Source organism: Clostridium sp. JN-9, from assembly GCF_004103695.1.
Taxonomy (GTDB): Bacteria; Bacillota; Clostridia; order Clostridiales; family Clostridiaceae; genus JN-9.
In genome coordinates, this window is record NZ_CP035280.1 from 1,451,811 (window position 1) to 1,465,461 (window position 13,651).

The 13,651-nt window shown below is 30.9% G+C and carries 16 protein-coding genes; 15 read left to right on the top strand and 1 reads right to left on the bottom strand.

The features are described from left to right. The first annotated feature begins 6 nt into the window (after nt 1–6). From murF to spoVE, 3 genes are read left to right on the top strand one after another with little or no spacing between them, the layout of a single operon-like run. Nucleotides 7–1,404, top strand: coding sequence for a UDP-N-acetylmuramoyl-tripeptide--D-alanyl-D-alanine ligase (gene murF / locus EQM05_RS06950; protein ID WP_128749355.1), 1,398 nt, complete (start codon nt 7–9; stop codon nt 1,402–1,404). A gap of 35 nt (nt 1,405–1,439) precedes the next feature. Beyond that, nucleotides 1,440–2,393, top strand: coding sequence for a phospho-N-acetylmuramoyl-pentapeptide-transferase (gene mraY, locus EQM05_RS06955; RefSeq protein WP_128749356.1), 954 nt, complete (start codon nt 1,440–1,442; stop codon nt 2,391–2,393). 47 nt (nt 2,394–2,440) lie between these two features. Further along, a complete protein-coding gene (gene spoVE, locus EQM05_RS06960) occupies nt 2,441–3,559 on the top strand; it encodes a stage V sporulation protein E (RefSeq protein WP_128749357.1) in 1,119 nt (372 codons plus the stop codon). Between the two features lie 107 nt (nt 3,560–3,666). Here spoVE and EQM05_RS15730 read toward each other — a convergent pair whose 3' ends face one another. Next, nucleotides 3,667–5,049 (bottom strand): transposase, encoded by a 1,383-nt coding sequence (locus tag EQM05_RS15730; RefSeq protein WP_164917153.1) that lies wholly within the window; start codon nt 5,047–5,049, stop codon nt 3,667–3,669. Nucleotides 5,050–5,269: 220 nt separating this feature from the next. On the opposite strand from EQM05_RS15730, the gene EQM05_RS06970 reads away from it, so the two are divergent. From EQM05_RS06970 to aroF, 12 genes are all read left to right on the top strand, one after another. Then, nucleotides 5,270–6,031, top strand: coding sequence for an FtsQ-type POTRA domain-containing protein (locus EQM05_RS06970; protein ID WP_128749358.1), 762 nt, complete (start codon nt 5,270–5,272; stop codon nt 6,029–6,031). A gap of 12 nt (nt 6,032–6,043) precedes the next feature. Then, nucleotides 6,044–6,751 carry a DUF881 domain-containing protein gene (locus tag EQM05_RS06975; RefSeq protein WP_128749359.1) on the top strand — a complete coding sequence of 236 codons (708 nt, stop codon included), beginning with the start codon at nt 6,044–6,046 and terminating at the stop codon, nt 6,749–6,751. A gap of 27 nt (nt 6,752–6,778) precedes the next feature. Further along, nucleotides 6,779–7,126 (top strand): small basic family protein, encoded by a 348-nt coding sequence (locus tag EQM05_RS06980; RefSeq protein WP_128749360.1) that lies wholly within the window; start codon nt 6,779–6,781, stop codon nt 7,124–7,126. Next, nucleotides 7,127–7,837 (top strand): DUF881 domain-containing protein, encoded by a 711-nt coding sequence (locus tag EQM05_RS06985; protein ID WP_128749361.1) that lies wholly within the window; start codon nt 7,127–7,129, stop codon nt 7,835–7,837. Nucleotides 7,838–8,040: 203 nt separating this feature from the next. Further along, entirely contained in the window at nt 8,041–8,706 is a 666-nt protein-coding gene (locus tag EQM05_RS06990; protein ID WP_128749362.1) for a YggS family pyridoxal phosphate-dependent enzyme, read from the top strand. 13 nt (nt 8,707–8,719) lie between these two features. Beyond that, nucleotides 8,720–9,169, top strand: a complete 450-nt coding sequence (gene sepF, locus EQM05_RS06995; protein ID WP_128749363.1) for a cell division protein SepF — start codon at nt 8,720–8,722, stop codon at nt 9,167–9,169. Nucleotides 9,170–9,180: 11 nt separating this feature from the next. Continuing rightward, on the top strand, nt 9,181–9,459 hold the full coding sequence (locus tag EQM05_RS07000) for a YggT family protein (protein WP_128749364.1): 279 nt from the start codon (nt 9,181–9,183) through the stop codon (nt 9,457–9,459). Beyond that, nucleotides 9,459–10,229, top strand: a complete 771-nt coding sequence (locus EQM05_RS07005) for a YlmH/Sll1252 family protein (RefSeq protein ID WP_128749365.1) — start codon at nt 9,459–9,461, stop codon at nt 10,227–10,229. The genes EQM05_RS07000 and EQM05_RS07005 overlap by 1 nt, the downstream gene beginning before the upstream one ends. A gap of 15 nt (nt 10,230–10,244) precedes the next feature. After that, nucleotides 10,245–10,889 carry a DivIVA domain-containing protein gene (locus EQM05_RS07010; protein ID WP_128749366.1) on the top strand — a complete coding sequence of 215 codons (645 nt, stop codon included), beginning with the start codon at nt 10,245–10,247 and terminating at the stop codon, nt 10,887–10,889. 148 nt (nt 10,890–11,037) lie between these two features. Beyond that, entirely contained in the window at nt 11,038–12,123 is a 1,086-nt protein-coding gene (gene aroB / locus EQM05_RS07015; RefSeq protein WP_128749367.1) for a 3-dehydroquinate synthase, read from the top strand. A 1-nt stretch (nt 12,124) separates the two neighbouring features. Next, nucleotides 12,125–12,829, top strand: a complete 705-nt coding sequence (locus tag EQM05_RS07020) for a 5'-methylthioadenosine/adenosylhomocysteine nucleosidase (RefSeq protein ID WP_128749368.1) — start codon at nt 12,125–12,127, stop codon at nt 12,827–12,829. 18 nt (nt 12,830–12,847) lie between these two features. Beyond that, entirely contained in the window at nt 12,848–13,648 is an 801-nt protein-coding gene (gene aroF, locus EQM05_RS07025; RefSeq protein ID WP_128749369.1) for a 3-deoxy-7-phosphoheptulonate synthase, read from the top strand. The last annotated feature ends 3 nt before the right edge of the window (nt 13,649–13,651 follow it).

Consider the following 13,651-nt stretch of genomic DNA (forward strand, 5'->3'; position numbering starts at 1 on the left):
TGCAAGGTGGAACCTTTAAGCTTAGATGAAGTGGTTTCTTCTGTTCATGGAGAAATTGTAATAAAAGGTAATGGCGAAAAATTTACAGAAATAAATACAGATACCAGAAAAATTAATCCAGGGAGTTTATTTATAGCATTAAAGGGTGAAAATTTCAATGGAAATAATTTTGTGGCAGCAGCAAGCAGCAAGGGAGCTGTTATATGCATAGTAGATGAAATAAATTTTAATAAAGGTGATTTAAATTGTAACACAACGGTTATACTTGTTAATAACACCAGGAAAGCTTTACTGGACTTAGCTAAATATTACAGAAGCAAACTTGATATTAAAGTAATTGGAATCACAGGTTCCACTGGAAAAACTTCTACAAAGGATTTAACCTGTGCAGTTCTTAGTGAAAAATACAAAGTTTTTAAGACTCAGGGTAATTTTAATAATGAAATAGGACTGCCTTTAATGATTTTTAAATTAGATAATTCATATGATGCAGCCATTCTGGAAATGGGTATGAGTAATTTTAATGAGATTCATAATATGGCTGAAGCAGCCAGGCCTGATATAGCTATTATTACAAATATAGGTATATCTCACATAGAAAATCTTAAAACAAGGCAGGGCATTTTAAATGCCAAGCTTGAAATCACTGACTTTTTCAATAATGATAACACATTAATTGTTAACAGTGATAATGATATGCTTTATAATGTGGAAAAATCACTGAAAAATAATAAAATAAAAGTTATAAAAACTGGTATATCAACTGGAGATTTTAAAGCTAAGGATATTGTACTTGGTGAAAATTCAATTTCTTTTAAAGTATATTCTGATGAAATATTTAAAGGACAGTTTAATGTACCTGTGCCAGGCAGACATAATGTTTTGAATTCACTTCTGGCAATTGCCTGCGGTGATTTGATGAATATGACCTTTCAGGAAATGGCAAAGGGAATTCAAAGTATCCAGGTTACTTCCATGAGGTTAGACATTATTAAAAACGGTACAATAACAATTATAAATGATACATATAATGCCAGTCCTGATTCTGTAAAAGCTGCAGTGGATGTATTAAAAAATATGCAGACTGGAAGGAAAGTAGCAATTTTAGGCACCATGAGGGAATTAGGTAATGAAGCCTATAATGCTCACATGGATTGTGGAAGATATGCTGCAGAAAATGGAGTTGATTTACTAATTGCCATTGGAGAATTTAGTGAAGCATACAACAAAGGATTTAATTCCATTATAAACACTAATGGAGAATTTAAAGAATTTAATGATTTTAATGATACCATAGAATACTTAAGATCATATTTGAAGAAAGAAGACTGCGTATTAGTTAAAGCTTCAAGGGCAATGAAGTTTGAGCAGATAGTAGATAAACTAAAGCACGTTACATTATAGGGAGGGGGATTCACTTTATTTAAGTGATGAATTATATGATAAAGATAGTATATTCAATACTCGTAGCATTTTTTATATCAATATTGCAGGGGCCTATAATTATACCAATTCTGCATAAATTAAAATTCGGACAAAATATAAGAGAAGAAGGGCCTGAAAGCCATAGAAAGAAAACCGGAACTCCCACCATGGGGGGGATAATATTTATATTATCTACAATTATTACAATTCTTCTCGTAGTACGAAAAGCTAATGATGAAGCAATGGTTGCATTATATGCACTTATAGCATTTGGATTCATTGGATTTTTAGATGATTTTTTAAAAATATTACATAAGAAGAATCTTGGACTTAGAGCTTATCAGAAATTAATATTATTAACTATAGTGAGCTGTATATTTGCATATTATGCAGCAACAAATGCAAATATAGGTACTTCAATAATAATTCCTTTTTTAAGAAAATCAGTTAATTTAGGCTGGTTTTATGTACCATTCATTGTATTTTACTTAGTTGCTGTTACTAATGCTGTAAATCTTACTGATGGCCTGGATGGATTAGCATCATCTGTAACCATTATAGTTATTACTTTCTTTGCCATGGTAAGCTTTGGAACAGGACATACTACACTTGCTATATTTTGTGCCATACTGGCAGGTGCCCTTCTTGGATTTTTAAGGTATAATGCATTTCCTGCACAAATATTTATGGGAGATACTGGTTCACTTGCCTTAGGAGGAGCAGTTGCTGTAGTTGCATTGATTTTAAAGCTTCCACTTATGATATTAATAGTTGGAGGAATATATGTAATTGAAGCAGCATCTGTAGTAATTCAGGTAACTTCTTTCAAACTTACAGGTAAAAGGGTATTTAAAATGAGCCCTATACATCATCATTTTGAATTAAGCGGCTGGCATGAAACAAAAGTTGTATCTGTTTTTGCTATTACAACAATTATATTATGTCTTATAGGTTTTCTGGCTTTATAAAATCATGTTTATAAATTTTCTATAGTAATTATTATGGAGGATGATTTATGAAAAAATCCGACTTGAAAATTGGACCAATAGATTTTTTCCTTTTTTCAGTTATTATGCTTTTAGTTGCAATAGGAGTGATTATGGTTTACAGCGCAAGCTCCTATAGTGCCTTTTTTAATCCAAATTATAAAGATAGCATGTACTTTTTTAAGAAACAGGCACTTTGGGCATTTATAGGTATAGTGGCCATGTTTTTTACAATAAAAATTGATTATCATAAATATAAAAAGTACACTGGGATCATAATGATTGGAACAGTGGCACTTCTTTTTGCTGTATTTGCTTTCCCGGCAATTAATGGTGCTAAAAGGTGGATTCAGCTGGGTCCTGCAACATTTCAGCCTTCAGAGATTGCAAAATATGTAGTTGTGTTATATATGGCAAAAAGTATTGAAGCAAAAGGTGAAAAAATAAAAAGCTTTCTTAATGGGATATTACCTTATTTAATCATTTCCGGATTTTTTGCTGGAATTGTATATAAAGAGAAAAATTTAAGTATTGCCTCTGTAATTATGATAGTTACATTAATCATATTATATATAGCTGGAGCAAAAAGATCTCATCTTATAGGGATATTTTCACTGGTAGTGGCTGCAGGCGCAGCAGGAATATATTTTGAACCATTTAGAATGAAGAGATTTTTAAGCTTTCTGGACCCATGGAAGGACCCTAAAGATACCGGATATCAGTTAATTCAATCATTGCTTGCTCTTGGATCAGGTGGCATATGGGGAGTAGGATTAGGACGGTCAAGACAAAAGTGTTATTATATACCTGAACCTCATAATGATTTTATATTTGCAGTAATTGGTGAAGAACTTGGTCTTATTGGCTGCACTTTTATAATTATTTTATTTATCATATTTATATGGAGAGGTATTGTAATAGCAGTAAATGCTAAGGACACTTATGGAACAATACTGGCAGCAGGCATTACCAGTGTTATTGCAGTACAGGCAATTATTAATATTGCAGTTGTAACAGGTTCCATGCCGGTAACAGGAGTACCTCTGCCATTTATCAGCTATGGAGGATCATCGCTGTTATTTAATTTAGTAGCTATGGGAGTGCTGCTTAATATATCACGGCAGGGTGGAAAAAAATTTGACATTTAATAAATTAAACATATTATTTAGCATTGCTTTCAGCAATGCTATTTTTGTTAAAAAAATATTTATTTAATAACTTCAATTCGTAATTTGGGCGTAGCCCTCCAACCCTGCTATACTAAAGCCAAGGTTGGATCAAGAAGTTTCCTTACCTCTGCGGAGCAGCCAGCATACAATTGAATAAATTCAATAAAGGAAAATACGCCAAAATATTGACCAGAATATATTATAACTGACTTTTGCTTATCTTCTTTATAATTCTTAATAATTACAGGGAGGGACTTGCCTGAATACTTATTTCCCTCCTCCATGTTTTTGAATAGTTGAAAATACATGTAGCCAATGAGTGTCATAACTATATGAAAAGTTATAAAATTATATTTTGTACTCTTAAAATCTTCTAATTTCCAAAAGTCTTTTATTTGTCTATAGTCTTCTTCAATTTCTGGTCTTAGTTCATAAGTATTTATTATTTGTTTTGCAGTTTTATTTGTGTCTGTGGTTAAAAATACATAGTATTCATTATCTTTTTTATCATGAACGACACAGGCGCACAAGTCAACATCTTTATCCGGTGTATTACTTTGCCACATCATACCTAGATCCTTAACCAGGTGTATTTCTTGAGTTTTCCTTTTCCTGTTAGGGTGTTTTTGCCACTTGTCTTCGGAGATTGCTATTTTTACAGCTTCTTGGTATATTGTCATGTTCTTTTTTGCAGGTACATATGTATCCACTTGCTTTTCAACCTTCAAAAAATTAATAACATCACGAGAAATAAATCCCCTGTCATTTATGAGAATATCTCCACCTTTTAAACATTTACTTTTTAAAATCATATTTCTACAAAGTTCTAAATCATGAGGCTTTATAGAATCAAAAACTATCTCTTCTATAATTCCCGAATCATCCATAAGACCTCTTAATGTTCCCATTTTATAACCACGAATCACTTTTCCATCATCTTTTATAGTTTCAGAATTTTCATAATTTACATTATCTAAATTCACATGTATTTTAGTGCAATCAAGAATATGTATAGATGGAGCTATGTTAAGAGATGGCATAACTACATTTTGGACATAATTGTTATAAGACTCTATAAATTCCTCAGCATCATATTTTTGAATTAAATTTCTCATAACGCCTTCGGCGAATAACCCTTCTTCAAGGTTTTTATTGGTATCCCACATATTCCATCCTAGTTCAGATAATAACTCACCATCAGTCACAGCAAAGGCGACATCTGTCAGGCTGGTTTTAAGTTTCATCTTTGCTGTAATTGCTAACGCAATAAGTATATGAAATGGAATATGCTTATTTTGTTTTCTTTTATCTTTAAAACTTTCAGCCAATTTATCTATAAGTCCTATATTTTTCATTTTTAATACTATTGTATCTATAAGATTAGGGAAACTTACGTCAGCAGCATCAATCCTACCTTCTTTTATAGCTTCCAACACCTTATCTTTATCGTTTTTGCTTAATTGTAACATACAAACTATCTCCTTTTAATTATCATTAGTCTATATATATAATTCTATAAAAGATCTTAAAATCATTTTTAAAAGCTAAATATTATAGTACTTATTTTTAGAAATTTTCATATTACTTATTGAAGTTTAATAAAAATTTTAATGAAATTAATTAAGTTAAGTGCTATGATGTTAATAGGAATCTTATATATTTTTAGGTAGGTTAAACATGAATGTAATTATGGATAAATCAAAAAATGAACTAATTATTAAAAGACGAAGGAAAAAAAGAATTAAAAATTCTATACTATTATTGTTATTATTGATAAGTATTTTAGTAACCTTGTGTTTAAAGCTTGATTACTTTAATATTAATAACATTGAAGTTTCTGGGAACAGAAATATCCCTAAAAATGAAATTATCAAACTTTCTTCAATTGAAAATGGAAATAATATTTTTTATACAAATTTGAAGAAGGCTCGTACAAATATTAAAAGCAATCCATATATACAAAGTGTAGACATAAAAAGAAAACTCCCATCTACGCTGCAGATTAATGTAGTGGAAAGAGATGCGTATTTTTATGGCATGGATCCAGGCGGAAGATATGTAGTAGTTGATAATGAAGGTGTAGTACTGGAAATCAGAAAAGAAATAAATAATATGAAGCTTCTTAAAATACAAGGATTTGATTTTTCCAAGGCTAAAGTTTCTAAAACACTTCCTGTGGATGATGAGAGGAAGATAAAACTTTTAGGTACATTTGCCAGCTTATTAAAAGCTGATAAGAGTGGATTAACCTTAAGTATAATAGATATTAGTAATTTATTGGATATAAAGATGTATTACGGAAATATATGTGTAAAGTTAGGAAACAGTGAAGATATAGAAAATAAAGTTAATAAGGCTGTTAATATTATTATAGACAATAAACTTAAAGATAGTAAAGGGTATATAGATGTAAGCTACCAAGGAAACCCTGTATTCTATATTGAAAAATAGGAGGAAGAAGTTATGCGTAAATCAAGCCAGCACCTTAGTGTGGCCTTAGTATGTGGAATTTTAGGGTTTATGTTAACATATCAATTTAAAATATTATTAAAGCAGGATAAAATAGCTGCCAACCCAAATAACAGTACTGATATTACTGTTGAAATAGAGCAGTATAAAAAAGAAAAAGATCAGCTGCAGACAAAGGTCAATGATTTGCAGACAAAATTAAATAACTATGAAAGTGCAGCAGCTGGTTCCAGTGAAACATCAAAAAACTTACTTAAAGAATTAGATGAAAGCAGATTATTAACTGGTGCCGTTGATGTGCAGGGACAGGGAGTAATAATATATCTCACACCCAATAACACATTATTTGGTACAAATAATAATGACAGACTTGGAGCACAGGATCTGGTTTACTTAGTAAATGAATTAAAATTTGCAGGTGCTGAGGCAATTTCAATAAATGATATTAGAATTGTAAATAGTACAGGTATAAGAGATGCAGGAAATTATATTTTAGCTAATGATGAAAGAATATCGCCATCAAGCCGTATTACCATAAAGGCCATTGGCAATCAAAAACTTTTATATAGTGCATTGGATTTTCAGGAGGTTTTTAAGGATATCAAATTGTTATGCGATGTTAAATACGAAAAGTCAGATTCTATTAAGATTCTAAAATATAATAAAACATATAAATTTGAATATGCCAAACCTGTGCAATAATTTTTTGTTTTATAAGGAGGATACATAATGGTAGCTTTTATAGGGTTAATAATTGGAATTATAGTTGGTGCCGTATGGCAGATTAATATACCGGATAAATTTTCACCTTATATGTCAGTGGCTATCCTGGCTTGCTTAGATTCAGTTTTTGGAGCATTTAGGGCTAATTTGTCAAAGAATTTCCAGGCGGATATTTTTATTTCCGGCTTTTTCGGTAATGCAGTACTGGCTGCAGCTTTGGCATATTTAGGAGATAAGCTTGGAGTGCCGATTTATCTTGCAGCAGTAATAGTTTTTGGAGGAAGGATTTTTAATAATTTTGCCATTATAAGAAGGCTATTAATTGAAAAGGCTAAGTCACATGAGGTGAAATAAATGAGAAATAATGAGGCAACAGTTTTCGTTTTTGCAGCATCTATTATAATAGGCATTCTTATTGCTATGAATATAAACTTTACAAGAAACCCCACTATGTCTTTTTTAACTGCAAAACAGTATTCTGATGCTTATAATGAAAAAAATAGATTAGTTAAGGATATAGACGATTTAAGAGATAAATATTATGAATATGACACAAAAATAAATGAGATTGAATATGGATCACAAAAGAATCAGGTAACGGAAGAAATAAAAACTGAACTTGCTACCAATAAAATTGTTATGGGCACATCAGATGTACAGGGTCCTGGAATTCAGATTACATTAAATGATGCTTCTTCAGAGTTTATGACAGATGAATTTTCATATCAGATAAGGGTTATTCATGATGTTGATATGCTGAATGTTATCAATGATTTGAGAAGTGCCGGTGCTGAAGCTATTTCACTTAATGGTCAGAGAATAATAGATAGATCTGAGATAACCTGTGATGGCCCTTTCCTTAGGGTTAATGGTGTAAAAATAGCAGCTCCCTTTTATGTTCTGGCTATTGGAGAAAAAGATGTACTTAAAAACTATATGATGCAGAGCGACAAATATATGGCTAAGCTGATAAATAGAAAAATAAGAGTAAATATAGTTCAGGAGAATTCAATTAAAATTTCGGCTTATACTGGGCAGCTCACAGATGATTTTATTAAAAAATAAAAAATCTATCATTTATTTATGGTGGATTTTTATTTTTATAGTATATTACAATGATGCGTTTATTAAATTTAATTAAAAAAAATATTAATTATGAAGGATTTTGCGTTTTTTTGAAGAATAATATAAAGTAATATAATGCAGGCAGCAATGGAAGAATTTTAAGAATTCTTGTGCATTATGTTCATTATCAGGGAGACGATATTATGTCAATTGCTGAAAACATTAGTAATGTTTTAAAGTTTATTCCAAAGGATGTAAAACTTATAGCTGTATCAAAAACAAAAACAGTGGAGGAAATGAAAGAGGCTTATGATGTTGGAATAAGAGATTTCGGAGAAAATAAAGTGCAGGAAATACAAAATAAGTATTCTGATTTTCCAAGGGATGTGAGATGGCATCTTATAGGCCATTTACAAAGAAACAAGGTAAAGTATATTGTTGATAAGGTACATTTAATTCATTCACTGGACAGTATAGATCTGCTTAATGAAATAGAAAAACAGTATGGCAGGAAAAATGCTGAAGCACATGTACTAATAGAAATCAACATAGGAAAGGAAGAAAGCAAGACTGGAATATTTGTTGAACAGTTAGATAATCTAATAAATGCTGTAGAGAACTGCAATAATGTTAAAGTTCAAGGCTTAATGACTGTAATTCCAAAAGGAACACCTGAAGAAAATAGAAAATATTTTAAAGAAATGAAAACAATATTCGAAAACTTAAGTAATAAGCAATTTAAAAATATTAAAATGAAGTATTTATCCATGGGAATGACAGCAGACTATAAAATTGCAATTGAGGAAGGCTCAAACATGGTTAGGATAGGAACGGGCATATTTGGCCCGAGAAATTATAATAATAAATAGGAGGGTATATAAAATGGCAGGAAAAGTAATGAATAAAATGATGGGATTTTTGGGACTGGACGAAGAAATTGACGATGAGGAAGAAGCATCTGAAAATGAAGAAGAATTTGCAGAGGATTCTGATATGGGGCCTGTAATTTCAAAGAGAGGAAATAAAGTAGTAAGCATTAATACTGCAGCATCTGCAAAGGTATTAATTGTAAAACCTTCAACTTATGAAGAAGCTGCAGAAATTTGTGATGAATTGAAGAATAGAAAAATAGTAGTTGTAAATACTACTAAATTAGAAAACAAAATAGCTCAAAGACTGCTGGATTTTATAAGTGGAGCTTCTTATGCACTTGCAGGATCACTTGAAGAGGTAGAAAACGGCATATATGTACTTTCACCATCTAATATAGAAGTTTCAAATGAATTAAAAAATGAATTGAACACTAAAGGAATCTTTAATTGGACTAAATAATCCCGGAGGTAATAATGACAAATACTATAGCTTATGCAGTGCATTTATTATTTAACTTTTTACAGTATGCAATTTTAATTGATGTTATCCTTTCATGGATAATGCCTGGAAAAGAAAATTCATTCACTGCTATACTTCATATTTTTACAGAACCTTTTATGAGACCAGGAAGAATACTGCAGGAAAAGATAATGCCTGGACAAATGTTAGACTTTTCCCCTATATTAGCTTTAGTTATTATATGGGTATTGCAGGTAATAGTTAATGCGCTGCTTGGAGCACTTTTATAATGGACAAAAAAGAATTCTTAAATACGTTCCAGTACGAAGACAAAAGTGTCATTGCAAACTTGTATGACAAGCTGATATTAAGTGAAAAAATAAATAGCGAAATATTTTCAGCAGAATTTTACCCTCCAAATATATGGAATACACTTTTAAATATGGGTAGTAATTTTGATGTAAATATAGTACCATATGGTATTTTTAAGGATAGCGAAAGAAGAATTATAGGCTTTTCTCATTATGAAATAAATGATTATCCTGTAGAATTAATATGTATTAAAAATAAATCCAGGTTCAGCACATTAAAACATAAGGATTTCCTTGGTGCAATTATGTCACTGGGAATAAAGAGAGAAAAATTCGGAGATTTGATAGTTAAAAATCAAATATGTTATGCTGCAGTCCATAGTGAAGTATTGGATTACATAAAGGATAATTTAAATAGTATTGGAAGATCTCCTTGCAGTATTACTGTTTTGGATGATAAATTTAATTTTAATATAGAACCTGACTTTCAGGAAATTACTATTATTTCTTCATCATTAAGATGTGATGGGATTGTTTGTGGTATCTGTAAAATTACAAGAAGTAATTCAGAGAACTTGATAAAAAGGGGAAAAGTTCTCATTAATTATGAAACTGTAGTTGAAAAGAATACTATTATAAAAACCGGAGATATAATTACTGTTAGAGGTTTTGGCAAATTTAAAATGGAACAAACCATAGGATGGACAGGCAGCGGTAAAAATAAAATAATAGTAAAAAAATTTGTGTAATTTGAGGTGTATAATATGAAAATAACATCTATGGACATTACTAACAAGGATTTTAAAAGGTCAATAAGAGGATATAATTGTGATGAAGTGGATGAATTTTTAGATAAAATTTCTGAGGATTATGAAGCCTTATATAAAGAGAATTCTTCACTTAGAGAAAAGATAAGTACTTTAGATGAAAGAGTGTCACATTTTAATAAAATGGAAAGTACAATTCAAAATACTTTAGTGCTTGCACAAAATGCTGCTGACCAGGCAAAAGTGTCTGCAGAAAAAGAATCGGATTTAATAGTCAGAAATGCTAATGATACAGCTCAAAAAATATTAGATAAAGCTAATAATGATGTTATTAACATTAATGATGAATATGAGAGAGTAAAGCAGGAGTTTACTAAGTTTAGAAATAAATACAGAAACTTTATGAAATCTCAGTTAGAAATGTTTGATGATATGGAAAAGGACTTTATTAAAAATTATAACATAGGCAGTACAACAGAGGATAATTTAAGCCCAAAGGAAATTCAAAAGGCATCAGTGGAAGTAGAACCACAGGATATTAGCACTGAAACTGAAAATAATTTTAAAGCTAAAGATTTAGATGAATCCTATTTTGAAGATAATAGTTCTCCAAATGAAATAAAAAATTTCTTTGTAAAATAATTATTTAAGTAATTAATCCCTATGATATCACAGGGATTTTTTATTGCAAAAATTTATATATTTTGTGATATAATTATTTTGATTTATATATGCTTTGCAAAAAACATACTAAATATATGTAAAGTATATAGCAAAGAGGTGATATATCATGAAAGAAGTAACAGTGAACAGCAATAATGATTCATATAGAGTATATATTGATATAACTTTAGATAAGCTTCCTGCAGTTATGGAAGAAAACAAGATAAAAAAAAGTGACAGGCTATTTATAATTACAGATACTACAGTTTATGGAATTTACAAGGATAAGCTAAGTAGAATCAAGCACTTGTATAACTGCAAAGTTTTTACAACAGAGCCTGGAGAAGATCATAAAACCATTGATACGGTTAAGTCCATATATAGTTTTTTAATTGAAGAGGGAGCAGACAGAAATGGTATTTTGGTGGCTTTTGGAGGAGGAATAATTGGTGACATTGTTGGATTCTGTGCAGCAACCTATATGAGAGGAATTAGATTTATTAATATTCCTACTACCTTAATTTCTCAGGTAGACAGCTCCCTGGGAGGGAAAACAGGATTTAATTATAATGGATTGAAAAATATGATAGGTGCATTTTACAATCCAGTTTTTGTGTTTTCATCTATTATGTTTTTAAAGACACTTCCTGAAGAGCATATTATTTCAGGTATGGGTGAAATTTTAAAGTATTCACTGATAAAAGATAAATCTCTATTTAATTTTTTAGATATACATTATAAGGAAATATATGAACTGGAAAATGACAAACTTGCCTATATAATAAGGGAATGTGTTAAAATAAAAAGCGATGTCACAGGAGAAGATTTTAAAGACACAGGTGTAAGAAATATTTTAAACTTCGGACACACCGTTGGTCATGCCATTGAAACCTGCTCAAATTACTCAATAAGTCATGGAAAATCGGTAGCTTTGGGAATGCTTACAGCACTTAAACTGTCAGAAAAAAAGTTAAATCTAAATGAAAATAGTTATACTATGATAAAAAATGTGTATAAAAAGTTAAAGCTTCCAACTTATTATAATGTTGACAATAGCAGCTTGTTTTTATATGCTATTAAACATGACAAAAAGAATACTGGGACTATGAGATTTGTGTTATTAAATGAAATAGGGAAGTGCACTATAAAGGTTGAAGTAACTGAAAGCGAATTAAAAGATGCACTAAATAACAGTATATTTAAGGAGGAATAAAATGGTTATTGGAATTATAGCAGCCATGGAAGAGGAACTATCCTTAATAGTTAAAGCCATGGATATAAAGAAAGAAGAAAATAAGGCAAAAATAAATTTTAAATATGGGGAGCTGTATGACAGTGAGATAGTTGCAGTGGTATGCGGAATAGGAAAGGTTAATGCAGCCATATGCACTCAAATATTAATAGATGATTTTAAAGTGGATAAAGTAATAAATGTAGGAGTAGCAGGTGGCACAGGTAAAGAAGTAATGCCTGGTGATGTAGTAATAGGAGACAGCCTGGTTCAGCATGATGTAGATACATCAGCCTTTGGAGATAAAATAGGACAGATACCAAGACTGGATACCTACAGCTTTAAATGTGACTTTGAATTAGTAAATGCAGCTAAAGAAGCATGCAAGGCATCAGGGAAGCATAATTTTTTTGTTGGAAGAATAGTTACAGGAGATCAGTTTGTAAATGATGCTTCCAAAGTAAAATGGCTCAGCTCTGAATTTGATGCTCTTGCCTGTGAAATGGAAGGCGGAAGTATAGCTCAGACCTGTTATTTAAATTGTGTGCCATTTGTAATTATAAGATCTATATCTGATAACGCAAATAACGGAGCACATATGGATTATGAAAAGTTCTTACCAATTGCTATAGAAAATTCAACAAATATTTTAAAAGGCATGCTTAAAAATAAGCAGCTTCATTATTAGGTGCAGGTGATTAATTTAATGAAAGATTTATTAGTGGACAAAAAAAGCGGTGAACAAATAAAGGTTAAAGTTGGAGATTGTATAATAGGCGGAGATAAAAAGATTATAATTTCAGGGCCCTGTACAATTGAGAGTGAGGAAATACTAAACAATATAGCAGTTAATTTAAAGAAAATAGGAGTGGATATATTAAGGGGAGGAGCCTTTAAGCCAAGGACTTCCCCCTATGATTTTCAAGGCCTTCACATGGATGGATTAAAGATATTACATAATGTGGGAAAAGAAAATAATATGCCTACAGTTAGTGAAATAATGGATCCAAGAGATTTAGATGAAGCCTTGAAGTATATTGACATGATTCAGATAGGTTCAAGGAATATGTATAATTACAGCCTACTTAAAGAAGTGGGGAAGCTGAACATTCCAGTGCTTTTAAAAAGAGGCATGAGTGCCACCATTTCAGAATGGCTTTATGCTGCTGAATATATTATGAGTGAAGGAAATATGAATGTGGTGCTTTGTGAAAGGGGAATAAGAACCTTTGAACACTATACAAGAAACACCCTTGATTTAAACGGAGTAGCCGTTGTAAAAGAAAACTACAGGCTCCCCGTAATAGTTGATCCAAGCCATGGAACAGGACTCAGACAGTTAGTGCCAAGAATGTGTATAGCTGCACTTGGAAGCGGTGCAGATGGATTAATTATTGAAAGTCATATTAATCCTGATAATTCTATTTCAGATGCAAAGCAGACAGTTTCTATTAATACAGTTGAAGATATAATAAAAAAGGTGCACAAGATAGAAAATATAATTTAATGT